Here is a 21,959-nt window from a genome sequence, read left to right as displayed (position 1 = left end):
GAGACAGCGATCATGGCGAACAGCGATCCCGAGCCGCGGCGCGGCGACCAGGGCGCCGCGCCTTTCGCAGGCCGTAACGTCGAGCTCGAGCGGCAGAACCCGGACCTCCTGGTTCCACCGACGACCGACAGCCGGCTGGTGCCCAACCTCAAGTTCTCGTTCTCGCAGGCGCACACCCGGGTGGAGAAGGGTGGCTGGACCCGCGAGGTCACCAGCCGAGACCTCCCGATCGCCAGTCAGCTGTCCGGCGTCCAGTTCGGTCTCGAGCCGGGCGCGTACCGGGAGATCCACTGGCACCAGCAGTCGGAGTGGGCGTACATGCTCAGCGGCAGCTGCCGGATCAGCGCTGTGGACCACGAGGGTCGCAACTTCATCGAGGACGTGAAGGCCGGCGATCTGTGGTTCTTTCCGCAGGGCGTGCCGCACAACATCCAGGCATTGGAGGACGGCGCCCAGTTCCTGCTGGTCTTCGACGACGGGGCGTTCTCGGAGAACAACACCTTCCTGCTCAGCGACTTCTTCGCCCACACCCCTCGACACGTGCTGGCCAAGAACTTCGGCTGGACGCTGGAACAGATGGAGAACCTGCCCGAGCGGGAAAAGTACATCTTCCAGGGCGACGTCCCACCACCCCTGCAACAGGACCGGGTGGTCAGCCCGACCGGCGACATCCCGCGAAGCTTCAAGCACCGGATGCTCGCGCAGACCCCGCAGCGATTCCGCGGCGGAACGGTCCGGATCACCGACTCCACCAACTTCGCCGCCTCCGTGACCACCGCCGCGGCCCTGGTGGAGGTCGAGCCGGGAGGGATGCGCGAGTTGCACTGGCATCCCACCACTGACGAGTGGCAGTACTACATCTCCGGCACCGGGCGGATGGGCGTCTTCGCCTCGCAGGCGGCGGCCCGGACGTTCGACTTCCAGGCCGGCGATGTGGGCTACGTTCCGTTCGCGTACGGCCACTACATCGAGAACACCGGCGATGAACCACTGGTGTTCCTGGAGATGTTCCGCCATCCCCGCTTCGAGGACATCTCGGTGATGCAGTGGATGGCCAACACGCCCCACGAGGTCATCGCCGACACGATCAACGTGCAGAAGTCGATAGTCGACAGCCTGCCGAACACCAAACAGGTAGTGATCTGAGCGAAGCCTCCGGCCGTCCGTCGGAGGACGGACGGCCGGTCCGGTGGATCAGCTCCCCGCGGGAGCCGGGGAGGTGGGAGCCGCGGCAGGTCGTCGGCGTCGGGACACCGCACCCAGCACCACGTCGATGACGAGGAAGGCGAGCACTGTGAGCCCGAACAGGGGCAGCGCCCAGCCGATCGCCACGGTCACCGGTACGCCGATCAACAGCGCCCAGAGCGGCAGACCGCGTACGCCGCCACGGGCTGGCGAGGTGCCGGCGATCGCCCGGCGGCCGACGCGGGTGGGTCGGCGTTGCCACCACATGCGGTAGCCCCAGAAGATGACGCAGAGCAGGCCGAGGGCGAGCGCGGCGAGCAGGATCTGGTTGACCAGGCCGAAGAGGATCCCCATGTGGGCCTGGATGCCGAGGCCGCTCAGTTTGGCCAGCAGGGGCCAGTCGGCGAAGTCGCTGCGGGCGGTGACCGTGTCCGAGGCCGGGTCGACGGCGATGCGGTCCTTCCTGACCGGCCAGGTGTTGTCGACCTGCGTGACGGTCCAGGCGGAGCCCGGCTCCGGCGCGGGAGTGATCTCGACCGGCCCGGAGAGGCCCGCGCCGCGAGCGACAGTCAGGACCCGATCGAACGCCGCCGACTCGACGACCCCGCCCGCCCCGGCGGCACCGTGCTCGTGGCCCCCGCCGGTCTCGGCAGGGGCGGGGGGACCGGCGGTGAGGCCGGTGGAGATCTCCGGAGTGCGGGCGCTCAGCGCGTCGAGACCGGCGGCGAAGTTCGCGCCGGCGTAGCGGGACCAGGTCAGGCCGGTGACCGAGAGGAAGAGGAGTCCGACGGTGAGCCAGATGCCGGTGGTGGCGTGCCATCCCCGGGTACGGCGGACACCCTTACCGGTGGACAGGTCCGGCACGAGCAGGTGCCGGGCGGCGGCTCGGGCGGCGCCGCGTCGACGCCACCAGAGGATGACCCCGCCCAGTGCCATCACCCACAGCCAGCTCGCGGCCAGTTCGGAGTAGTGCTCGCCCACCGTGCCCAGGTGCAGGTGGCGGTGCAGGTCGTCCAGCCAGGTGGTGGCCGGCGTGGACCCGAACCAGGTGGTGAGCTGCCCCTGGGACTCGCCGGTGTACGGGTTGATGTAGACGGTGTGCTGGTTCTCGCCCAGCTCGGGCACTGAGAACATCACCTTCGTGGTCCGGTCGCCGTCGCCGGGTTGCACTGTGGTGATGCTGCCGTCGGGGTGCGCGTTGCGCGCGGCCCCGATCTGCTCGGCCAGCGGGAGCTGACGGTCACCCACCTGGGCGACGGTCAGTTGGTCGCCGTAGAGGATCGAGTCGAGTTGCGGGGTCGTGGTGTAGGCCAGGCCGGTCAGTGCGGCGACCACCAGGAACGGGGCGACGAGGATGCCGGCGTAGAAGTGCAACCGCAGCAGCAGCGCGCCGAACGGTGACGTGCGCCGGGCGGACCGGGCCGGTTTCCCGGTCGTCGTGGCGGGCTCCGGCGTCGGCGTGCCGGACAATTCGGTGAGAGACATGGTGATCCGATCGGAAGAGTCGGGAAGCGCGAAGGCGTTTCCCGTACTGGTCTGGTCGCCCGGTGAGGTGTCGCGTCGGCCCTGACTGGTAGTCGGGGGAGAGACGCCGGCGGTTCCCGAAGATCGGACCGCACGGGGGCGGGTCGGATCAGCGCCGGGCCGCCCGCCGCCACAGCAGCCCAGCCGTCACCAGGACGAGGAGGGCCAGCGCGACAGCCGCGACGAGGACACCGCCGCTCGGACCGCCACCGGACTTCGCGGCGGCGGCGGACGGGGGAGGCGCCGACGCGCTGACGTTGGCGACCGGCGCGGCGCTGGACGTCGGATCGGCCACAGTGAACGGATAGGACCCCTGCACCGGGTGCCCGTCGACGGAGACGACCCGGTAGGCGACCGTGTATGTCCCGTTCGGCAGGGCGTCGGTCACCTGGACCGTGCTCTTCGCTCCGGTGACCACCGGTTCGCCGGTGGGAAGCTTCCGCTTGGCGGCGTCGGTGAGCACGATGGTGGTGAACGCCGGGTCGAGTCGCTGCATGAATTCGAGCGTGACCTCGGTCGGTGTGCTCGGCACTGTCGCGTCCCGGGCAGGCGTGGCCGTCCGGAGCGAGTTGTGCGCCCAGGCCGGGCTGCCCGGGATCAGTACCGCCACGAGGACGGCGAGCACCGCCGCGCCGAGCCGGACGGCGGTGGGCCGCGACGACGGTACGGTCATGACGGTTGGCGTGGTCATCCGAGCACCTGCTCGCCGATCCACCCGCCCGGTTGACATCCGGGCGGGATGGCGAAGACGGCGGAGCCGATCGGCGTGGTCCACTCGTTGAGCAGGTCCCGGTCGGCCAGCCGGCGCTGGATCGGCAGGAACTGTCGGGCGATGTCGGCCTGGTACGAGGTGAAGATCAAGCCGCTGTCCGCGTGGCCCTCCGCCGTCGGCACCCCGTCGTAGTTGTAGGGCCGGCGCAGGATCTTCAACCGGTCGTCGGTGACGTGGGCGCGGGTCAGGTGAGAGAAGTCGGGGATGACGGTGAGGCCGTCGGCGTCGGTGGCGGCGAAGTCGGGTTCGTCGTGTTCGGCGCTGCCGGTGAGCGGTGCGCCGGTGTCGAGCCGTCGCCCGACGGCGAGTTCGCGGTCCGTTCGGCCGAGCAGGTCCCACGTTTCCATGTTCATGCTGATCCGCCGGAGCACCACTGTGGTGCTGTCGCGCAGCCACGCCGGGCCGTCTGCGACCCAGAGCGCGGTGTCCATGGGCGCGCCGGGCCGAGGGTTGGCGGTCCCGTCGAGCTGACCGAACAGGTTGCGTTGGGTATGGCCGCCCGGCTCGACACCGGGGCTGCGCCGGAAGCCCTGCTGGACCCACCGCACCGTGGCGAACGGTCGGCTGTCCTTGATCAGGACCCGCTGGGCGTGGGCGACGGAGATCGCGTCGTCGGCGCAGATCTGCAGCAGCAGGTCACCGCCGGACCACGCCGGCTGGAGCCGGTCGATGCGGAACGACGGCAGGTCGGTGACCGATGCCGGCCGGCGGTCGTCGACGCCGGCCGCCCGGTAGAGGCCCGGCCCGAAGCCGAAAGTCACCGTCAACCGTGCCGGCAACAGCCCGAGTTCGGCCTCGGTGTCGGCCAGCGCAGGTCGGCCCTGGGTGAGCCGGGCGGCGTCGTCGGTGAGCAACCGCAACATCCGACCCAGCGCGGCCCGGTCGACGCCGGCCCGCACTGTGAGGGCCACGAACGACGCGTGCGCCTGCGGTTCGGTGGCCACCCCGGCCTGTCGAGCGCCGTGGAACGGCTCGACCAGCCCGCCGACGGTCGCCGCCAGCGTCGCGTCGGCGGCGGTCGCCGACGGCGGCCCGGTCCTCCCCGCGCGGGTGGCGGCGATCGTGGCACCGCCGGCCAATGCTCCGCCGGCGGCCAGTGCTCCGCCGGTGAGCAGGCCACGCCTGCTCACCGGTCGGACCTGTGGTGTCTGCGTCACGATGCCGGGCTCATGCTCATCTCCGGCGTGGCGCTCATGCCGGGCATCGGCTCACCGTGCCCGGGGGCGTAGCTCTCCTGCGCGCCGGTGAACGGCTTGGCCACGGCGCGGAACTGCTGGGTCCTGCCGTCGGCGAAGGTCAGGGTGACTGTCAACTCGTCGCCGGCCTGAACGGGCTTGGTGAGGTTCATCAGCATGAGGTGGTCGCCGCCGGGCTCCAGGGCGTGCGTGCTCCTGGCCTTGATCACGATGCCGCCCTGCTTCTGCCGCATGACCATCTTGCCGTCCTTCACGGCCATCTCGTGCAGCTCCATCGGCGACAGCGAGGTCGTCGCACTCGTCACCGTGACGTCGGTGTCGCCGTCGTTGACCAGAGTCCCGAAGGCCGCCGTCATGCCCTTGTCGGCCGCCTTCACCCACGGGTCACGAATGCCGAGCACACCAGCGTCCGGGTTGGCCGAGGCCGACGCGGACGGGCCCGCCTGCGCTGTCGACGGCGAGTCCGACGAGCCGCAACCGGCGACGCCCACCGTCAGGATCGCGGCGACGAGGATGGCGGCCGACCGGCGGCGTGAAGCGTTCGGGCTGGTGGTGCGCATGTGTTCTTCCTCCGATGGTTGCTGCTGGGAGGTTGGTCGGCCGCAGCTCGGAGAAAGTTCCGGACTCAGGGAACGTTGATCGTGAACTCCCCGGTGTGCACAGTGCCGGCGACCTGGAAGTCGAAGAAGGCCCGGTACCGGCCTGAACTCGGCGCGGTCAGCCAGAACTTGACAGTCCCGTCGACCAACTCCTGCTCGGGGTGGACGTGCACGTAGCCGAGGTCACCCTCACGCACCACGACCAGGTGCCCGTACGCGCCCAGGTATCGCTCCAACTGCGCCGGGACGGTCGGGTCGGCGCTGACCTGGAAGTGGATCGGCGCCGTCACCCCCACCGTCGGGGTGCCGGTCATCGACACCGCGTACGGACCGGCCGTCGCCTGCGCCTGCGCCGGCGGCAGCGCGGTCGGGCTGTGCGCGCCGGGCACTGTGTGATCAACGCCCAGCACGAGAGGCTGCTGGGTGCCGTCGGCCGCGGTGACGGAGAAGTCGGCGAAGACGCGGTAGCCGCCGGGTCGGGCCAGCGTCAGGGGCACGCTCCAGGTGCCGTCGGACGCCATCGTCGGGTGCAGGTGCTGGTAGCCGGTCAGGTCGCGGCCCACCACGATCAGGTGCAACGGCTTGTCGTGCACGACCGCGAAGCGGGTCGCCGCCTGCCGGTCGGTCCCGACGATCCGGAACCGGTAGTCCGCGCGTACACCGGGCGGTTGGGACCGCTCCATTGGTTGCAGGGTGTACCCACCGGCGCTGACCGTCGTGCCGGTCGCCAGCGTCGCGCCCGTCGCGTCGTCACCCCGATGCGTGTGCGGCCCCGTACCGGCCGGGTGTTGGTGCCCGTCGGTCGCCGAGCCCACCTGGCCCGAGGCGGGCGGCCCACCGGCTGACGGTCGTGCGTTACCGGCCGCCGGACTCTCGTCGGCGGTGCCGATACGGGCCAACCCGAACCCGGCCAACAGAGCGATCACCAGACCGCCGACGAACAGCGCCAGGTGGGTGTTGCTCAACCGGGACCCAGGCGTCGCGGCGGCCAGGTCCGTGTCGGGCCGTGGTCCGGGGTCGACCGTCGGCTCGCCCTCCGTGCTGGCGAGGGCCTTGGTCACCTGATCGGTAGGCGTCGGATCGACCGCAACGCCCGTGCGGGCCGTGACGACCGTGTTGCCCTTGCGCGCCGCCGGCACTGTGGCGGGCCGCCGCTTGTCACTCGCGGTACGCGCGACGACGCCGGTCGCCGCGCCGACCTTGCCCCCGCCGACTTTGCCAGCGCCGGCCTTGCCCCCGACGGTCTTGTCCCCAGCAGCCTTGCCGCCGACGGTCTTGCCAGTGCCGGCCCTGTTCGTGGTACGGGCGCCACCGCCGCGTCGACCGGAGGTCGCCGCCGAGGTACGGCCCCGGCCGGTGGGTGTGCCGCCGGATCGGCGACGCCAGACGACGAACCCGGCCACCGCCCCGACCGCCGCGACCGCCGCCGCCCAGCCGGCCCAGGCCAGTGCCCCGGGACCGCTCTCCTCGGTCGACCCGGTCGACGGGGCCACCGCGGCCGGCGGGGTCGACGGATCGTCCGCGGTGGTCGGCACCGCCGAGGCCTGCCCGGACGTGTTGTGCTGCTCGGTGGCGGACACCAGCGCCGGGTCCGGCTGGGTCGACGGCGGGCTCCATCCCTTCGGCGCTGCTGTCACCCGCCCGTCGTAGCGGAAGGTCAGGGTGCCCCGCACGGTGTCGCCGTCCGAGGCGACCGACAGGTAGCTCACCGAGTACTGGCCCTTGGCGGGCAGGTGGGCGACGGACACCACAGCGGGGAACCCCGTCGTGTACTCCCGTGGCTCGAACTGCCCGTTGACCAGGAAGTACTCCCGCACCGGCTTCTCCAGCGGCTTCGGCTCCCCCTGCGACCAGCCGTTGTCGACACGGGTGCCGCCCGGGGCGGTGATCGTGAAGAACGCGTTGGCGGCGGCCTTCTCGGTGAAGTAAAGCCGCACCTCCGTCAACGGCTCGCGCACTGTGGCGCCGCTCGCCGGTGTGGACGCGGCGAGGGTCCCGTGCGCTGCGGCGGGTTGGGCGGACGCGAGGAGGGCGACCGCCGAGGCGAGGAGGAACGCGAGGAGGCCCGAGACCACCCGGCCGCAAGTCTGGGGGAGACGACGCATCTGGATATCCTCACCCTCGCGAGACTTTTTTCAAGAGGCGACGATCTTCTTCCTCAGACGACTAAAAGTTGACGATGAGGCCATCCGCCGCTGCGGCAGGACGCCCCGGGTGGACAGATCCCCTGGCCAGCTATGCTCGCCGACGGCGCTGGTTCGCCCCGTCGTGACCGGCTGGGCGTCGTAAGAGGGAACCCGGTGGAAATCCGGGGCTGCCCCGCAGCGGTGAGTGGGAACGACCGCCGTCATCAGCACTGGGCCAGTGGCCTGGGAAGCGACGGCCAGTAGGGGACCGGCGCGACCGGTCAGGCCCGCGAGTCCGAAGACCTGCCGGCGCCGCGTACACAACCGTGTGCGCTGCCGTCGGCCTCGCGGGTGGGCTGAGCGGGTGACGGGCCGTGCGTGTGGCACACGGCCAGGTCCTCGCCAGCGTGTGTCCGCGACCCGGCGGTGTGGTTTCCCGAGGGACGGACTACCGCTGTGCACGACACCACCACGATCGCCGGTCGAGCGCCGTCGGCGTCGCACCTGACCCTTTCGCAGATCATGGACCAGCACCACACCAACCTGATGGGTACGGTGCACGGCGGCCGGATCCTCAACCTCATCGACTCCGTCGCCGGTGTGGTCGCCGCCCGGCACTCCGACGGGCCGGCTGTGACCGCCGCCATCGACGAGACGGCGTTTCTCCGCGCGGTGCGGGTCGGTGACGTCGTGCACGTCGACGCCCGGATCACCTGGGCCGGCCGCAGCTCGATGGAGGTGGCGGTCAAGGTGACCGCCGACCGGTGGGACCGGGCGGTGCCGCCCACCGACGTGGCAACCGCCCACCTGGTCATGGTCGCCATCGACGACGACGGTCAGCCTCGGACGGTGCCGCCGCTGCTGCCGGAGACCGATGGGGACCGACGCCGGTACCGGGAGGCGGAGATCCGCCGGAAGCACCGACTGGCGCTGCGGCGCGCGCTGCTCGACGGTGCCGAAGACGACTGACCCGGGCGTGGTCCGCCCGTGGCGGCGCTGGCGCGGTCCGAGGAACCCGCCCCGCCGCCCATCCGGTCGGATAGCGTCCATGTGAAGCCTCGATCACGGAGAGTGTGGATGGTTATGCGCGCTGCGGTGCTGCGGGAGTTCGACGTTCCGCTGACGGTCGAGGAGATCGATCAACCCACCCCCGAGCGCGGGCAGGTGCTGGTGCGGATCGTCGCCAGCGGCGTCAACCCGCTCGACACGAAGATCCAGGCAGGTAAGGCCGCGCACGCGCGCGTCCACCTGCCTGCGGTGCTCGGCCTGGACCTCGCCGGTGTCGTCGCGGCGGTCGGCGCGGAGGTGACCGGCTTCGAGCCGGGAGACGAGGTGTACGGGCTGTGCGGGGGCGTGGGCGACCTACAGGGTTCGCTGGCCGAGTACGCCGCAGTGGACGCCCGGTTGCTGGCCCGCAAGCCGAACGCACTCTCGATGCGGGAGGCCGCCGCGTTGCCCCTGGCGGCGGTCACCTCCTGGGAAGGGCTGGTCGACCGGGCTGGCGTCCGCGCCGGGCAGAAGGTGCTGGTGCACGGCGGTGCCGGCGGGGTCGGTTACGTGGGCGTCCAACTCGCCCAGGCGCTCGGCGCCGAGGCGTACGCCACCGGCGGGCCGGCGAGCATGCGGGTGATCGAGAGTCTGGGCGCCGTGCCGATCGACTACACCACGAGCAAGGTCGAGGAGTACGTCGAGAGGCACACCGGCGGCGAGGGCTTCGACATCATCGTGGACAACGTCGGCGGCGCGACGCTCGACGCCTCGTTCGCGGCGGTGCGCACCTACCATGGGCACGTCGTCAGCGCGCTGGGCTGGGGCTCACACTCGCTCGCCCCGCTGTCGTTCCGCGGCGCGACCTACTCCGGCGTGTTCACCCTGCTGCCGATGTTGACCGGGCGCGGCCGCGAACACCATGGCCTCATCCTGCGCGAGATCGCGACGCTGGCCGACGCCGGCGCGCTGCGCCCCCGACTGGACGAGCGCAGGTTCACGCTCGACACGGTCATGGACGCCCACGACCTGGTTGCCGGCGGCACCGCCGAGGGCAAGGTCGTCGTGGACGTCGCCGGTTGAGCCGAGCCGTTCGTTCACGCCGAAGAGGTCGCTGGTTCGGTACCAGCAGTATTGGGATGGCAGGTTGACCGCTGTGTCGTAAGCGGTGATGCGCGCTTACAGCTCTGGGGGGCCGAAAGGCTGCCCCTCCTTCGCTACGAGCTCCAGACCGGCGAGGTTCGCAATCTTCTTCATGCGCTCAAAGACTTCGTACCTGGCGCTCTGTATTTCGTCGTCTGTTCGTCCGACTCGCCACCTGAACACCTGCGCCCGCAGCAGGAGCGCGAGCTGCAACACGTGGTGGTCTAATGCCGCCAACAGCTCCGGTGAGTCCTCCTGGGCATCGACCTCCTGGCGGAAGACCACCGCGTACTGAGAAGCCTGCTCCACCTCAATCAACAGCGCCGCGAACCGCCGGGGTAGATCAGGAAGGTGGGGTGCCACCTCCCGCATTAACTCGCTGAGGCTCTGACCCACCTCTTCGCTACTGCCGTAGATCACAGCCGACTCATAGTCGACGGCCGCTCGTGTCAGCACGTCGCCCGCGTCTCGCGCCCGCTTGCCCGTTTCCCGCTTGTCTTGCGTCCGCACCCGGTACCACTCGATGAACATGTTGCCGAAGACCCCGCCGAGTAGCCCGGATGCCAACGCAATCAACGGCGAAACCCACCAGGGACCAACTCCGGCGCTGTTGTCCGCAGCGAGCAAAGGGATGACGACGGCCTCTTCTGACAAGAGAGTTCCTTCCGGCGCGGTCCGCACGCCAGGCCGTCGAAGGACGGCGAGTAGTGACTATCGACGCCTAGCCTTGACGAGATTCGCCCAGGTCACTGGCTGCAAGGTGCCGCTCGGCCTGGACCGGCAAGGAGCCTTACCTGTAGTTGTTGAACTGCATAGCTGAGCCGTACCCGACCGCGACGTGAGTCCGTCCATGGGCCCGCCGGATGCAGTCGATGATGCTCCTTTCTCTCAGCGCTTTCGGCCGGGGCTGTTCCGGTTACCGCGGCCTGCCAGGCCGTACGCGGCGGCCCCGATCAGCAGCCCGACGATGGCTCCCATCAGGCCGGTGCCCAGCGCCGAGTCTCCTGCCTCGTACCCATCGCTGCCCAACCAGCCCCAGAGCGCCCCACCGAGTGCTCCCAGGACCAGGCCGACCAGCGGGAGGCTTTTCCTCATACCCACCATAATGATGTCCCCGCCAGCGGAGGGCTAGCGTCGCCCGCCGAGAAACGTGCGTGCGATTGGCGTGCCCGATCCGTGCCCGACACAGCGGTGAACACGGGGCCACATCGATACCCAGCCGGTCCTGCAATCGACGCCCTATAGCTGTGTCTCGCGTGACGTGACTACCCACCGTACGAATCAAGGCGATTCCGAAGCTGACAGTGTGGTTCGATCTCCGTCACGGGCTTAGCAAGTAGGCCCCAGACCAGGACGTCAGTCCCCGTCGAAGCCCCGGTACGTGTCCGACCTATCGATGGCGTTGGCGAACTCGGCAAAGTCCATGTTCGCGATGGTGAGGTTGGCCGAGACGTCCGCGTACCAGCGGGGCGGCACCCGGAAGGTGCGGCCGGGCTCTTCCGCCAGGTCGAGTGCGAGAAGCGGGCGTTCGACGTCCGCCATCGTGGTCGCGTCGGCAAGGAAGAGGTACGTCAGCCTATCTTCGTGGCTTGCCGCGTTGCCGGCGTCGACCAGCTCATGGAGGCTCACGCCCATGTACTTCGGGTCGCTGACGAAGGTTGCGCTGCCCTCGCCCTCCCAGGCGCGCAAGGCCGCCTTTACGGCTTCCCAGGCAGTGCGCCATGTGTTGGGCGCTTACTTCCGGGGCGGGGGAGTGAGCCAGGCCAGGGGTTGTCCGCTGAGGGCGGCGTCGGCGAGGCGGTGGGCGCTGGCGGTCTTGAGCGCGGTTCGTGAGCTGTCGATCCAGCGCTGCACGTTGTCGATGCCTTGGTGGCGGTACTCGACGGCTTGGATGAGGCATTCCAGCTTGTCGGCGTCACGAGCAACGACAGCTTCGAGTGTTTCGCCAGCTTCGTATTCGGCGACTGCGGCGGTGATGACGTCGGCGACGGCTGGGGGACAGGCGGCGACCTGGTCGGCGGTGACGGCGGTATTGGGCACGGCGGTGAGATAGCGCTTGGCGATGTGCGGGATGTCGGTGATTCGGGTTTCCTGGGTGTCGTGCAGGACGCAGAGCATCGACACTCGGGCTGGGTCGGCGCCCTCCATGGCGGCGAGCATCATTCCGATGAGCGCCGTTCGGAAGGAGTGCTCGGCGATTGACTCGGGTTGCTTGACGCCGGCGAACCACCAGCCGGTCCGGGCGGCGCGTTTGAGGACGCCGGCTTCGAAGATGAAGTTCATCGCTCCGGCGGCGTCGTGGTCGTCGGTCATCTGCCCGTCCCTGTGCCGGTGAGTCCGTCCGCCCGCAGGCTGTAGACGATAGAGGTTAGTTCCTGCCGCGACTGCGCGGAGATCCGGTCACTGTCCAGGAGCGGGACACTGCGATCGAGAAGCGCCCGAGTCGCGGCGGGGTTGTCGAGAGCGAGACCGCGTCGTGCGGCCAGCAGAGCCCAGACGTTGTGGATGTTGAGGTCGACGAAGGGATGCCCTGGATCGAGGCGATGGACCAGATGCCGAAGAAGGATTGAGCCGTGCCAGTCAGCTAGCGCTTCGGGCATGAAGGAGTCGTCGCGGTGGCGGAACGGGATCTCGCCCACCCAGTACGCGGAGTAGTTGAGGGCTGCTCGCTCGCAGGTGTCGTCGGGGTGCGCGCGAGCGATGAAGTCTCTCAACGGTTCCGGGTCGCCCTGGTTGGCGAGGGACGTGACGACGGAGCGAGCGTCGGGCCACAGCGGTGACCAGGTGCGAAAGGTGGTCGTGCGTTGTGCTCGGGCGGTGGTCTGGGTGAGCCAACCTGCTGCTGCCTTGGTGGGGTCCATGCCGGCGAGGAAGCAGGCTTGCCGGTGCAGCAGCACATTTCGATGCCGTCCGGCTGCGGCGCGATCGGCGAGCACGTGAAGGTGCGCGAAGAATGCTCGTTGCTCGTCGACGGGCAGGGTCGGCCCGGACGCTACTGGACCCCGCCGGGGATGGGCGATGGGTAGTCCTTTGGCGAAGGTGGGTGTCTGCCCGAGGACGGCCCAGAGGATCAAGTCGGTCAGACGGTGGGTGAGTACGGACCAGCCCAGCGGCTGTTCGGCGAGGTCGCAGCGGCCCACATGTTCGTTGAGGACGGCGGCGAGGATGAGATCCGCCTCGGCGGCGTCGTCAAGTGCCGCGAGCAGGAGTGTGTTCGCGCCGAGCCGTCCGAGCCGGCGTCGGACGGCGATCGCCTGCCCGAGCGGTACCGCGGTGAATGGCCGGCGCCCGGACTCCCAGCTCTGCACCGTCACGCGATCGACGTCCAGGTCGACGGCAAGCTGCTCCTGCGTGAGCGGGATGGACTCCCGGATCAGCTTGAACAGGTAGCCGGTCACCTCGCCGCGATGGAGTGCTGATCGTCCGTGACCTCTCATGCGTCATCCCTACGTTGACCCGTGGTCGACGTTCCGCCGTGAAACCGAGGCTGCGGCAGCCCATCTGGCCTGCTCACTCGTACTGCGGGTGAGTCCAACCGCCGTCGTCGTGATCGTAGCGTCGCAGTTACCGAACGTTCCAGATCCGATCCCGTCGTTTCGGGGTCGGCCATGGAGTGCTGCCCGGTGGAGGGAGCCAGTGATGCGGGACAGGACGCCACCATGGCGACGGGTGAGCTACGACCAGTACCTGATCGCGGTCGCGATGACCCTGGCGCGGCGACACCGCCCGGCTTGGTCGTGGCGGAAGTGGACCTGGGTCTGCCGCTGTGGGGCGGAGCTGCCCTGTCGCAGCCGACACCGCATCCCGATCAACCGGGGGCACTGGCCCGCCGAGGAGGAGCAGTGAGCCACGATGCGGAGCGGCACATCCTGGTCGGACATCTGCTCGCTAAGGACGGCCTGTGCACCGGTTGCCGGGCGTGGTGGTCGCGGCTCACGCCGTACCCATGCTGGCAGGTGGACTGGGCGACCAGCCGGCAGCCGCGGTCGATGACGGCGGCGCTGCTCGGAGGCCGCGCATGACCACGCACGGCCCGGTGCTGCCGATCTGGAGCTGCGGCGGCTGCGATGCGCCCTGGCCCTGCCGCACGCGGCAGCGCGAGCTACGCGCCGAGTTCGACGACGCTCCAATCTCGCTGGCTCTTTACCTAAGTGCCCAGCTGGTGCGGGCCTCCGAGGATCTGACCTGGGTGCCGGCGGGTGCGCTGCACCGACGCTTCCTCGGCTGGCTTCGGTAAGCATCCTGCGGCCTGGCGACGAGAAGTTCCACTACAGCGACGGCTCGCACAAGTGGATCCCGCCGGACCCGGACTACGACCAAGAGGTCTGGGACGAACAGGTCCGCCAGCACAAGCACGGCCACCTCAGGAACGAGCGTCCCAAGGTCCGCATCCAGCGCCTCATCTGATGCCAGCAGTACAGCATCCATGCCAGCCGAACCGGCCCGAGAAGCGCGCCAACAGGCCGTCTGACCCGCATCAAGTCCGAGCCGACCAGCTTGCCGAGAGTTCACACCGAAGAGGTCACTGGTTCGGTACCAGCATCGCTCACTATCAGTTCGCGCAAGTCAGAGGCTGCTTCCCGGGTTCGGCGGTGTCACGTTCGCTGTGCCTGAGGGCTCATCTCTGTGAGCCTTGGCGATGGGATGGTGTGACCGATGGACGAGAATGACTGGTTGGCCGCGCGCTTCGAGCAGCACCGACCCCGGCTGCGGGCGGTGGCTTATCGAATGCTCGGTTCGCTGGCTGACGCGGACGACGCTGTTCAGGATGCCTGGCTACGGCTGAGCCGGTCCGACGCGGATCAGATCGACAACCTCGGCGGATGGTTGACCACAGTCGTCGCCCGGGAGTGCCTGCACATGTTGCGCTCTCGCCGACGCCGTCGGGAGGATCCGTTCGCCACGCACCTGCCCGACCTGGTTGTCATCCCGGACGGGGACCTCGACCCCGAGCAGGAGGCGTTGCTGGCCGACTCGGTGAGCTTGGCCCTGCTCGTCGTGCTCGACCAGCTCACCCCTGCTGAGCGGTTGGCGTTCGTGCTGCACGACATGTTCGACCTGCCCTTCGAGGAGATCGCCGGCATCGCGGGCCGCACCCCGGCCGCCGCGCGACAACTCGCCAGCCGGGCACGACGCCGGGTGCACGGTGCCGAGATCCCTTCACCCGATCCGGATCTAGCGCGCCAGCGGCAGGTCGTCCGTGCCTTCTACGCGGCTGCTTGGACCGGTGACTTCGACGCCCTCGTGCAGGCTCTCGACCCCGACGTCGTCCTGCGCACCGACTTCGGCACCGCCAGGCCGGCGACCGTCGTTCGCGGCGCGGCGGCCGTGGCCAAGCAGGCCCGCGCCCCACGCGGTGGCCAGCTGCGCCCCGCCCTGGTCAACGGCGCGATCGGAACGTTGATCACCCGCGACGGGCAGCCGTTTTCTGTCATGGCCTTCACTGTCGCGGGCGACAAGATCGTCAGGATCGACGTTATCCGCGACCCCGACCGCGTCCACCGCCTCGCGTCCGCCCTCCTGAGGCAGGCGGAGCGACCAATGGGCTGAATGCGAGCCCCACTTCCACGAGCTGTGGGTCTGATGCCGCGTGACCGGACGGCGCAGCTTCAGGCCAGGGACTCGAGATATTTCTGGGTTTCCCGCTTCTTGAAGTACTGCGCCCAGCCCGCCGGCTGCGCGTTGAACCCAGGTTCGCGGGCGGTGTGGTCGGCACCGTGGTCGACCAGCAGGCGCGCGATCGACAGCTCACCCGCTGCCGCCGCATGGTGCAAGGCGGTGGCGCCGGCGGCGGTGACACCGTTGACGCCGAAGCCAAGCTCGATGAGCAGCCGGACCGTTGACCAGTTGCGCGCCTCGGCCATCCGCGCAACCAGGTCTGCATGTCGACCGCACAGCCCAGGGTCGGCGGACAGCATCGACCGCATCATCGCTTCGTCGGCGGCCTCGGCGGCTTCTTCAAACTGCATTGTGTCCTCCTCGCGTGTTGGCACTCGTGCTTATGAGCCCACACGACGAGCCGATGTGACAGGGCGAGGTACTCGAACGAAGTCAGACGCGAGGCTGTCGACAGCCACGGTGGCAGCACCACGCCGGATGAAAACGCCCGTCCGGCGGCCGTGTACGGCTGTCGGAGAGTGGACGTGGCTCGGTCGCGCCTGGTAGGCAGGCGGACGTGCGAATCGTCTCCCTGCTGCCGGCGGCCACGGACATCGTGGCCATGCTCGGCCTGACCGGGCAACTGGTCGGGCGTACCCACGAGTGTGACTGGCCGCCGGCGGCCCTGGCCGACATCCCGGCGGTGACCGCGACGTCCCTGCCGGAGACCTTGACGAGCCGGGAGATCTCGGCGGCGATCGCCGGTGACGCGCACCGAGGATCGTCGTTGTACCAGCTCGACGTCGCCATGCTGGAGGGGCTGAAGCCGGATCTGATCCTGACCCAGGATCTGTGCGACGTGTGTGCGGTCTCCTACGAGCGGGTCAACGACGCGGTTGGTCTGATCGATCTCGACACCCGTGTGATGTCCCTGGAGGCGAGGACCGTCGACGGGATCCTGGACACTGTCGACGCCGTGGCCGCGCTGACCGGCACCGAAGGCAGGGCGGCGGAGATCCGAGCCGACGCCGAGCGTCGCCTTGCCGCGTTGCCGGGGCCGGTGCCCGGCGCGCCGACGGTGCTGTTCGTCGAGTGGCTCGACCCGTTGATGCCGGGCGGCCACTGGGTGCCGGAGCAAATCGCCTACGCGGGTGGACGGTCGCTGCTGCTCGGGCCGGGCGCGCACAGCACTCCGCACCTGTGGTCGGTGGTGGCGGACCTGGCTCCCGAGGTGGTGGTGTTCGGGCCGTGCGGGTTCACGCCCGAGCGAACCGTCGACGAACTGTCAGTGGCGACCGCGCAACCCGGCTGGGCGGACCTGCCCGCGGTGCGTGCCGGGCAGGTGTGGGTGGTCGACGGGCCTGCCTACTTCAACCGCCCCGGCCCGAGGGTCGTCGACGGCGCGGAGATCCTCGCCGCCATCCTCGCTGGCCGTCCCGACTCCCGCGCTCGGCGGGTGCCCCTCGACGTCGGCTGACACTGCCTGAGCGGCGGAGAGGGACCTCCGATGCCGATCGCCCGTTGCCCCCGGCATTCGCAAAGCACCGCACCGAGGGTCAGGCGTGTGCCCTCGCTGCACCCGTCAGGTCGACGATCCGGTCGGTCCAGCGATCCAGCAGGGTCTGGTCGTGGGTGATGACCAGGACACCGGCGCGCTGGGTCCGCTGGTAGTCGCGGATGACGGCGGCGACGTGCGCCTGGGTCGAGGCGTCGAGCATGGCTGTGGCCTCGTCGCAGAGCAGGTAGTCGGGGCGGTGTACGAGGGCCCGGGCGAGGCAGGCGCGTTGCAGTTGCCCGTCGGACACCGCGTGGGGACGCCGGCTGCGCAGATCCGCGGTGAGGCCCACGAGGTCGGCGAGTTCGGCCACCCGTTCCCGGACCGCCGACTCGGGCGTCCGGGTGGCGCGCAGCGGTTCGGCGATCAGATCGGTGAGGCTCAGTCGAGGATCGGCGGCGGCGCGCGGGCTCTGGAAGAGGGCGGCGACGCGGGTCCGTAGGGCGACCGGCACTGCGTACCGGACGGCGTCGACAGGGGTGCCGTCGATGCTGACCCGGCCCCGATCGGGGCGGTGCAGCAGGGCCAGGACGCGGACCAGAGTCGACTTTCCGCAGCCGGACGGCCCGCGCAGTCCGACCGTCTCTCCCCGGCCGATCCGCAGTGTGACGCCGTCGAGGACGACCTGGTGGCCGTAGGAGACGCTCACCTCGTCCGCGAGCAGATGCTGGGCGCTGGTCACGTGGTGGCTCCGGTGGGGATCGGGTGGTGGCAGGCCACAGTGCCGCCACCGGTGACCGGCGTCGGCTGTGGTCGGTCCGCGCAGGTGTCGGTGCGACGTGGGCAGCGGGGCGCGAACGCGCACCCCGGGGGCAGCGCGGTGAGCATCGGCGGGTCGCCCGGCACCGGGCGGAAGGCCCGGTCCGGCAGGGCGTCGAGCAGCGCCGAGGCGTACGGGTGAGCCGGCGCGGTGAAGAGCTGGTCGGTGTCGCGGTGTTCCACGATGCGACTGGCGTACATCACGGCGACGGTGTCGGCGACCCGGCGTGCGGCGGCCAGGTCATGCGTGATGAGCACGACGGCCGCGCCGTTGTCGCACCGGCGGCGCAGCAGGTCGAGGGTGTGGTCCACCAGCGGCCGGTCCAGCCCGGTGGTGGGCTCGTCGGCGATGAGCAGCGACGGGTCGGGCGCCAGCGCGAGCGCGGTGACCAGACGCTGTGCCATGCCACCGGACAACTCGTGCGGGTAGCGGTCCAGGTCCGTCGGGTCGAGCCCGACATCGACAGCGAGCTGGTCGGCGTCGGCGCGGTCGCGGCCGTGCGCCCGCAGCGTCTCGGCGAGCAGTCGCCGTCCGGTGCGGACCGGGTTCAGGGCGGTGGCCGGGCTCTGCGGGACCAACCCGACCCGGCGCCCGCGTACCCTTCGGGCCAGCTGGCGCTGGCCGCAGGTGACCAGGTCGAGCGGGTCGGCGCCGGGGTGGTGCAGCACGGCGTGACCGGTGGTCGTGGCGTTGCCCGGCAGGAGGCCGAGCAGGGCGTGGGCCAGGACGGACTTGCCGCAGCCGGACTCGCCCACGATTGCCAGCAGTTCGCCGGCCCGGACGGTGAGGCTGAGATCGCTGACCGCGCGCACGCGGGCGTCGCGGAGCCGGAACTCGACGCCGAGGCCGTCGACGGCGAGCAGCGGCTGGCTCGCGGCGGCGCGGGGCGACGCCTCGGCCGGAACGGATTCGGTGGTGGTCACAGGTGCAACTCCGCTCGGACCCGGGGATCGAGACGGTCACGCCAGCGGGCGGCGAGGACCGCGATGGCGAGGGTGACGACGACGATGACAGCGCCCGGTGCCAGGCTGGCCCACCAGGCGCCGGTCAACAGCGACCCCTGGCCGTCGTTGATCATGTTGCCCAGCGAGGCGAGGTGCGGCGGCAGGCCGAGGCCGAGGAACGACAGGGCGGTCTCGTGCCACACCGCGTGCGGGATCATCAGTGTGGTCGCCAGGGCCAGCCGGGGCAGGACGTGCGGCAGCAGGTGCCGGGTGAGGACCCGGACCCGGCCGGCTCCGCCGCTGATGGCGGCGTCGATGAACGGTCGGGTCCGGAGGCTCAACAACTCGGATCGGACGGTGCGCGCGGTGGAGAGCCAGTGGGTGAGCCCGACGGAGGCGATCACGGCACCGAGGCTGGGACGCAGCATGGCGACGATGAAGATGCCCAGCAGCAGGTGCGGCATCGCGGCGATGGTGTCCACGACCCGCATCAGGATGCGGTCCACCCGGCCGCCGAGCGTGCCGGCGATCCCGCCCACCACGCCCCCGAGGACTGTGGCGACGAGCGCGGCGACCGCGCCGACGAGCAGCGAGACCCGCAGCCCGTAGACGGCGCGGTGCGCCACGTCGCGACCCAGGTCGTCGGTGCCGGCGAGGTGGGTCCAGGACGGCGCCAACCGGGTCTGGTCCAGCGCGACAGCGCTCTGGTCCAGCGGCCAGAGCAGCGGAGCGAGCAGCGAGCCGACGATGGCCACGAGCAGGATCAGGCCAGCCACGACAGCACCGGCCCGGCCGGGCCGCAGCCGCAGCCGCGACCGGGCCACCCGGAGCAGCGGCGGTCGGGCAGCGACGTCAGCCATCGAGTCGTACCCTCGGGTCGGCGGCGGCGTAGGCGAGGTCGGTCGCGAGGTTCGCGGCCAGCACCACCGCGGTGGTGATCAGCGTGATCGCCGCCAGCAGCGGGAAGTCGCTGCCCAGCGCGGCGGCGACAGTGACGGCGCCGAGGCCCGGCAGCGAGAAGACCGTCTCGACCAGCACCGCCCCGCCGACCAGCTCGGGCAGGTGGGTGCCGACCAGGGTGAGGAACGGCAGCAGCGCGGTCCGCAGCGCGTGCCCGAACAGCACCGTCCGACCGGGCAACCCGCGCGCCCGCGCCGCGAGCACGTGGTCGTCGCGCATGCTCTCCGCTACCGCGTCCCGGACGAACAGCACGAACCACGGCGCCTGCGACACGGCCAGCACCCCGACCGGCAGGATCAGGTGGTGCGCCACGTCGGACCAGGACGTGCTGGTCGCTGTGACGTCGGTGAGCCCGCCCGCCGGCATCCAGCCCAGGGCCAGCGCGAACACGGCGATCGCGGCCAGGCCCAGCCAGAAGACCGGCATCGACTGCACCGCGTACGCGGCCGCCCGCAACGCGCTGTCGAACAAACCACCCCGCCGGTACGCCGCCAGCGCGCCCAGCAGCAGGCTCGCGATCAGGACCAGGGCGAGGGCCACACCGATTAGGAGCAGCGTCCAGCCGGCCCGGGCGGCGAGCACCGAGGCGACCGGCTCGTGGCGGCTGGTCGACCAACCCAGGTCGCCCTGGACCAGGTTGCCGATCCAGCGCAGGTACTGCACCGGCAGCGGGTCGTCGACGCCCCAGTTCGCGCGCAACTGGGCCAGGTTCTCCTCGCTGGCGGTGAAGGCCGCCGCGCCCGCGTACTGCTTCGCGGGGTCGACCGGCGAGGCGGCACCGAGGGCGAACATCCCGACGCTGGTCGCGGCGAGCACCGGCACGGCGACGAGAAGCCGACGCCGGACCACCGCGCCGGCCCCGGCCAGTCGAGGCGAGCGGGTCACGACCGCGTCCAGGTGTCGATGTTCCACCAGAGGCTGTTCGCCACCCCGTGTTCGTGCGCCTCGACCCGCGGCGTCACGCCCTGAACAGAGGACTTCAGCACGTAGGTGTGCCGCAGGTAGGTGAGGAACAGCCACGGCACGTCGGCTGCCAACTGCTTCTGGAACTGCGCGTACGCGGCAGTGCGGAGGGCGGGGTCGATCTGGTCGCGGCCCTCCTGCAGGGCCCGGTCGGTCACCTCGGAGCGGTACGAACCGGGGTTGAAGTAGCCCTGCCCCGCGAACGTCGAGCCGAACAGCTTGTACGAGACGAAGTCCGGGTCGTACGGCGTGCCGTAGCCCATCAGCAGGGCGTCGGACTTCATCCGCGGGTCGATGGCGTCCCAGGTGAGTCCCGCCGGAGTGACAGCGATGCCGACCTTCTTCGCGTCGGCGGTGACGGCGAGGGCCAGGTCCTTGCGCAGCGTGTCGCTCGCCGGGTACATCAGCGTGAACCGGGCCGGTCGGCCGTCCTTGACGCGTACCCCGCCGGGGCCGGGGGTCCAGCCGGCCGCGTCGAGCAGCGCTCCGGCCGCCGCCGGGTCGGCGGTCGGCTTGCCGATGACCGACGGGTCGGCGAACTCGGAGGTCGGCGGAATCGGCCCGAACGCCGGTTCGCCGGCGCCGCCGAGGAGCCCGGTCACCATCGCGGCCCGGTCGACGGCCAGGTTGAGCGCCCGACGGATCGCCAGGTCGGCGAGGACCGGGTTGCCCGTCGGCAGCATCACGCCGCGGTAGTCGGCGGTCGGCACCCGTTGCACCCGGTACGTGGCGTCGGTGTCGAAACCGGAGGCCAGCTTCGGCGGCAGCTCGGCGGCGTCGAACTCGCCGGCGCGCATCCGCTGGGCGCGGACGTTGTCGTCGGCGACGAACGCGACCACCACCCGGTTGTTCTTCGGCCGGCCACCGAAGTAGCGCTCGTTGGCAGTGAGCACCAGGCGGTCGCCCGGCGTCCAGGAGTCGACCCGGTACGGCCCGGTCCCGATCGGCTTGCGGTTGAACCCGGCGGTGTTGATGTCCTGCCCGCTGAGCAGCTTCGCCGGCACGATGCCGAGGGTGAGCCGCTGGAGGATCGGCGCGTACGGGTAGCGCAGCCGGAACACGACGGTGGCCGCGTCGGGCGCTGTCACCGACTCCACCATGTCCAAATCGGAGCGGAGCGTCGAGTCGACGGTCGGATCCAGCACGGCCTGGTACGTGAAGACGACGTCCTGGGCGGTCAGCGCGCTGCCGTCGTGGAACTGCACGCCGTCGCGGAGCTTCGCGGTCACGGTGCGTCCATCAGGGGACAGCTCCGGCAACGCCGTGGCCAGACCCGCGACGAGGCGGTTGTCGGCGTCCCGGCTGACGAGGCCGTCGAAGATCAGCGAGGCGCCGTCGACGCCGTAGTTGAGCACCGGATTCAACGCGTCCGGCTCGTCGGAGGTGGCGACGACCAGCGTCGCGCCGCCGGATGAGCCGTCGGGGATGGCCGGGGCCGAGCAGCCGGCGAGGACGAGCATCCCCGCCGCCGCGGTCGACGCCACGAGGCGTCGGAAGGTCGGACGCATCCGGGTCACAGAGGGCTCCTGTGTGTGGGGAGGATCGTTGATCGGGTGGGCGGCGCCGCGCCCGTTGATCATCACGGTGGCACAGTTGCAAGTCTTTGGCAATTACCAAAGGCGCGCAACACGTGGTTGATGAGGAGCC

24 protein-coding genes, 1 pseudogene and 1 riboswitch are annotated in these 21,959 nt (G+C 70.5%); of the genes and pseudogenes, 9 read left to right on the top strand and 16 right to left on the bottom strand.

What is annotated here, in order from left to right; all coding sequences use genetic code 11:
• Positions 1 to 12: 12 nt before the first annotated feature.
• A complete protein-coding gene (locus MED15_RS03045) occupies positions 13 to 1,146 on the top strand; it encodes a cupin domain-containing protein (protein WP_112588791.1) in 1,134 nt (377 codons plus the stop codon).
• 48 nt (positions 1,147 to 1,194) lie between these two features.
• Here the strand turns inward: MED15_RS03045 and MED15_RS03040 are convergent, their stop codons facing one another.
• The 5 genes from MED15_RS03040 to MED15_RS03020 all read right to left on the bottom strand — a co-directional run bounded on the left by MED15_RS03040 (position 1,195) and on the right by MED15_RS03020 (position 7,381).
• Positions 1,195 to 2,670, bottom strand: a complete 1,476-nt coding sequence (locus MED15_RS03040) for a PepSY-associated TM helix domain-containing protein (protein WP_112727119.1) — start codon at positions 2,668 to 2,670, stop codon at positions 1,195 to 1,197.
• Positions 2,671 to 2,818: 148 nt separating this feature from the next.
• The gene (locus MED15_RS03035) at positions 2,819 to 3,400 is read right to left on the bottom strand and encodes a copper resistance CopC family protein (protein WP_244220339.1); all 582 of its coding nucleotides are present in this window, start codon (positions 3,398 to 3,400) and stop codon (positions 2,819 to 2,821) included.
• Positions 3,397 to 4,611: a Dyp-type peroxidase gene (locus tag MED15_RS03030; RefSeq protein ID WP_112603042.1), complete on the bottom strand. Its 1,215-nt coding sequence runs from the start codon at positions 4,609 to 4,611 to the stop codon at positions 3,397 to 3,399. The genes MED15_RS03035 and MED15_RS03030 overlap by 4 nt, the downstream gene beginning before the upstream one ends.
• 23 nt (positions 4,612 to 4,634) lie before the next feature.
• Entirely contained in the window at positions 4,635 to 5,237 is a 603-nt protein-coding gene (locus tag MED15_RS03025; RefSeq protein WP_112603040.1) for a copper chaperone PCu(A)C, read from the bottom strand.
• 65 nt (positions 5,238 to 5,302) lie between these two features.
• Positions 5,303 to 7,381: a copper resistance protein CopC gene (locus tag MED15_RS03020; RefSeq protein WP_112727120.1), complete on the bottom strand. Its 2,079-nt coding sequence runs from the start codon at positions 7,379 to 7,381 to the stop codon at positions 5,303 to 5,305.
• A gap of 132 nt (positions 7,382 to 7,513) precedes the next feature.
• Positions 7,514 to 7,727: riboswitch (cobalamin riboswitch) on the top strand.
• Between the two features lie 197 nt (positions 7,728 to 7,924).
• On the opposite strand from MED15_RS03020, the gene MED15_RS03015 reads away from it, so the two are divergent.
• On the top strand, positions 7,925 to 8,371 hold the full coding sequence (locus tag MED15_RS03015; protein WP_238684380.1) for an acyl-CoA thioesterase: 447 nt from the start codon (positions 7,925 to 7,927) through the stop codon (positions 8,369 to 8,371).
• 108 nt (positions 8,372 to 8,479) lie between these two features.
• Positions 8,480 to 9,472, top strand: a complete 993-nt coding sequence (locus MED15_RS03010) for a zinc-dependent alcohol dehydrogenase family protein (RefSeq protein WP_208646466.1) — start codon at positions 8,480 to 8,482, stop codon at positions 9,470 to 9,472.
• Between the two features lie 96 nt (positions 9,473 to 9,568).
• On the opposite strand, the gene MED15_RS03005 is transcribed toward MED15_RS03010, so the two are convergent.
• From MED15_RS03005 to MED15_RS02985, 5 genes and pseudogenes are all read right to left on the bottom strand, one after another.
• Positions 9,569 to 10,186, bottom strand: a complete 618-nt coding sequence (locus MED15_RS03005; protein ID WP_146766674.1) for a hypothetical protein — start codon at positions 10,184 to 10,186, stop codon at positions 9,569 to 9,571.
• Between the two features lie 234 nt (positions 10,187 to 10,420).
• A complete protein-coding gene (locus tag MED15_RS03000; RefSeq protein WP_112619661.1) occupies positions 10,421 to 10,627 on the bottom strand; it encodes a hypothetical protein in 207 nt (68 codons plus the stop codon).
• Positions 10,628 to 10,888: 261 nt separating this feature from the next.
• Positions 10,889 to 11,236, bottom strand: a pseudogene (locus tag MED15_RS02995) (DUF6924 domain-containing protein); the annotation flags it as partial.
• A 30-nt stretch (positions 11,237 to 11,266) separates the two neighbouring features.
• Positions 11,267 to 11,845, bottom strand: a complete 579-nt coding sequence (locus MED15_RS02990) for an HD domain-containing protein (protein WP_112734741.1) — start codon at positions 11,843 to 11,845, stop codon at positions 11,267 to 11,269.
• Positions 11,842 to 12,969: a helix-turn-helix domain-containing protein gene (locus MED15_RS02985; protein WP_112734740.1), complete on the bottom strand. Its 1,128-nt coding sequence runs from the start codon at positions 12,967 to 12,969 to the stop codon at positions 11,842 to 11,844. The genes MED15_RS02990 and MED15_RS02985 overlap by 4 nt, the downstream gene beginning before the upstream one ends.
• 232 nt (positions 12,970 to 13,201) lie before the next feature.
• Between MED15_RS02985 and MED15_RS33755 the strand changes: the two genes are divergently transcribed.
• From MED15_RS33755 to MED15_RS02965, 5 genes are all read left to right on the top strand, one after another.
• Complete coding sequence (locus tag MED15_RS33755; RefSeq protein ID WP_244220338.1) at positions 13,202 to 13,378, top strand: hypothetical protein; 177 nt, start codon at positions 13,202 to 13,204, stop codon at positions 13,376 to 13,378.
• Positions 13,375 to 13,554: a hypothetical protein gene (locus MED15_RS33750; RefSeq protein ID WP_208646464.1), complete on the top strand. Its 180-nt coding sequence runs from the start codon at positions 13,375 to 13,377 to the stop codon at positions 13,552 to 13,554. Before MED15_RS33755 ends, MED15_RS33750 begins: the two co-directional genes overlap by 4 nt.
• The gene (locus tag MED15_RS02975) at positions 13,551 to 13,769 is read left to right on the top strand and encodes a hypothetical protein (RefSeq protein WP_112671438.1); all 219 of its coding nucleotides are present in this window, start codon (positions 13,551 to 13,553) and stop codon (positions 13,767 to 13,769) included. Before MED15_RS33750 ends, MED15_RS02975 begins: the two co-directional genes overlap by 4 nt.
• Positions 13,757 to 13,939, top strand: coding sequence for a hypothetical protein (locus tag MED15_RS34640; RefSeq protein WP_112734935.1), 183 nt, complete (start codon positions 13,757 to 13,759; stop codon positions 13,937 to 13,939). Before MED15_RS02975 ends, MED15_RS34640 begins: the two co-directional genes overlap by 13 nt.
• Positions 13,940 to 14,188: 249 nt before the next feature.
• A complete protein-coding gene (locus MED15_RS02965) occupies positions 14,189 to 15,082 on the top strand; it encodes a sigma-70 family RNA polymerase sigma factor (RefSeq protein WP_112734738.1) in 894 nt (297 codons plus the stop codon).
• Between the two features lie 59 nt (positions 15,083 to 15,141).
• Here the strand turns inward: MED15_RS02965 and MED15_RS02960 are convergent, their stop codons facing one another.
• Complete coding sequence (locus tag MED15_RS02960; RefSeq protein ID WP_112726798.1) at positions 15,142 to 15,501, bottom strand: ankyrin repeat domain-containing protein; 360 nt, start codon at positions 15,499 to 15,501, stop codon at positions 15,142 to 15,144.
• A gap of 206 nt (positions 15,502 to 15,707) precedes the next feature.
• Between MED15_RS02960 and MED15_RS02955 the strand changes: the two genes are divergently transcribed.
• Positions 15,708 to 16,607: an ABC transporter substrate-binding protein gene (locus MED15_RS02955; RefSeq protein ID WP_112734737.1), complete on the top strand. Its 900-nt coding sequence runs from the start codon at positions 15,708 to 15,710 to the stop codon at positions 16,605 to 16,607.
• A 79-nt stretch (positions 16,608 to 16,686) separates the two neighbouring features.
• Here the strand turns inward: MED15_RS02955 and MED15_RS02950 are convergent, their stop codons facing one another.
• Genes MED15_RS02950 through MED15_RS34020 form a run of 5 tightly spaced genes read right to left on the bottom strand, consistent with a single transcriptional unit; the run spans position 16,687 to position 21,820 of the window.
• Positions 16,687 to 17,367, bottom strand: a complete 681-nt coding sequence (locus MED15_RS02950; RefSeq protein WP_244220337.1) for an ABC transporter ATP-binding protein — start codon at positions 17,365 to 17,367, stop codon at positions 16,687 to 16,689.
• Positions 17,364 to 18,368, bottom strand: coding sequence for an ABC transporter ATP-binding protein (locus MED15_RS02945; RefSeq protein ID WP_167457558.1), 1,005 nt, complete (start codon positions 18,366 to 18,368; stop codon positions 17,364 to 17,366). The genes MED15_RS02950 and MED15_RS02945 overlap by 4 nt, the downstream gene beginning before the upstream one ends.
• Entirely contained in the window at positions 18,365 to 19,249 is an 885-nt protein-coding gene (locus MED15_RS02940) for an ABC transporter permease (RefSeq protein WP_112734736.1), read from the bottom strand. Before MED15_RS02940 ends, MED15_RS02945 begins: the two co-directional genes overlap by 4 nt.
• The gene (locus MED15_RS02935; protein ID WP_225854969.1) at positions 19,242 to 20,261 is read right to left on the bottom strand and encodes an ABC transporter permease; all 1,020 of its coding nucleotides are present in this window, start codon (positions 20,259 to 20,261) and stop codon (positions 19,242 to 19,244) included. The genes MED15_RS02940 and MED15_RS02935 overlap by 8 nt, the downstream gene beginning before the upstream one ends.
• On the bottom strand, positions 20,231 to 21,820 hold the full coding sequence (locus MED15_RS34020) for an ABC transporter substrate-binding protein (RefSeq protein ID WP_112734735.1): 1,590 nt from the start codon (positions 21,818 to 21,820) through the stop codon (positions 20,231 to 20,233). The genes MED15_RS02935 and MED15_RS34020 overlap by 31 nt, the downstream gene beginning before the upstream one ends.
• Positions 21,821 to 21,959 lie beyond the last annotated feature (139 nt).

Origin of the sequence: Micromonospora noduli (assembly GCF_003264475.1) — a bacterium.
Lineage (GTDB): Bacteria > Actinomycetota > Actinomycetes > Mycobacteriales > Micromonosporaceae > Micromonospora > Micromonospora noduli.
This window is presented reverse-complemented; position numbering and strand designations above follow the sequence as displayed.

Bases quoted from the DNA above. Each gene is read 5' to 3' on its own strand.
- MED15_RS03045 (WP_112588791.1), top strand. From the start codon at position 13: ATGGCGAACAGCGATCCCGAGCCGCGGCGCGGCGACCAGGGCGCCGCG.
- MED15_RS03040 (WP_112727119.1), bottom strand. From the start codon at position 2,670: ATGTCTCTCACCGAATTGTCCGGCACGCCGACGCCGGAGCCCGCCACG.
- MED15_RS03035 (WP_244220339.1), bottom strand. From the start codon at position 3,400: ATGACCACGCCAACCGTCATGACCGTACCGTCGTCGCGGCCCACCGCC.
- MED15_RS03025 (WP_112603040.1), bottom strand. From the start codon at position 5,237: ATGCGCACCACCAGCCCGAACGCTTCACGCCGCCGGTCGGCCGCCATC.
- MED15_RS03020 (WP_112727120.1), bottom strand. From the start codon at position 7,381: ATGCGTCGTCTCCCCCAGACTTGCGGCCGGGTGGTCTCGGGCCTCCTC.
- MED15_RS03015 (WP_238684380.1), top strand. From the start codon at position 7,925: ATGGACCAGCACCACACCAACCTGATGGGTACGGTGCACGGCGGCCGG.
- MED15_RS03010 (WP_208646466.1), top strand. From the start codon at position 8,480: ATGGTTATGCGCGCTGCGGTGCTGCGGGAGTTCGACGTTCCGCTGACG.
- MED15_RS03000 (WP_112619661.1), bottom strand. From the start codon at position 10,627: ATGAGGAAAAGCCTCCCGCTGGTCGGCCTGGTCCTGGGAGCACTCGGT.
- MED15_RS02990 (WP_112734741.1), bottom strand. From the start codon at position 11,845: ATGACCGACGACCACGACGCCGCCGGAGCGATGAACTTCATCTTCGAA.
- MED15_RS02985 (WP_112734740.1), bottom strand. From the start codon at position 12,969: ATGAGAGGTCACGGACGATCAGCACTCCATCGCGGCGAGGTGACCGGC.
- MED15_RS02975 (WP_112671438.1), top strand. From the start codon at position 13,551: ATGACCACGCACGGCCCGGTGCTGCCGATCTGGAGCTGCGGCGGCTGC.
- MED15_RS02965 (WP_112734738.1), top strand. From the start codon at position 14,189: ATGGACGAGAATGACTGGTTGGCCGCGCGCTTCGAGCAGCACCGACCC.
- MED15_RS02960 (WP_112726798.1), bottom strand. From the start codon at position 15,501: ATGCAGTTTGAAGAAGCCGCCGAGGCCGCCGACGAAGCGATGATGCGG.
- MED15_RS02940 (WP_112734736.1), bottom strand. From the start codon at position 19,249: ATGGCTGACGTCGCTGCCCGACCGCCGCTGCTCCGGGTGGCCCGGTCG.
- MED15_RS34020 (WP_112734735.1), bottom strand. From the start codon at position 21,820: ATGCGTCCGACCTTCCGACGCCTCGTGGCGTCGACCGCGGCGGCGGGG.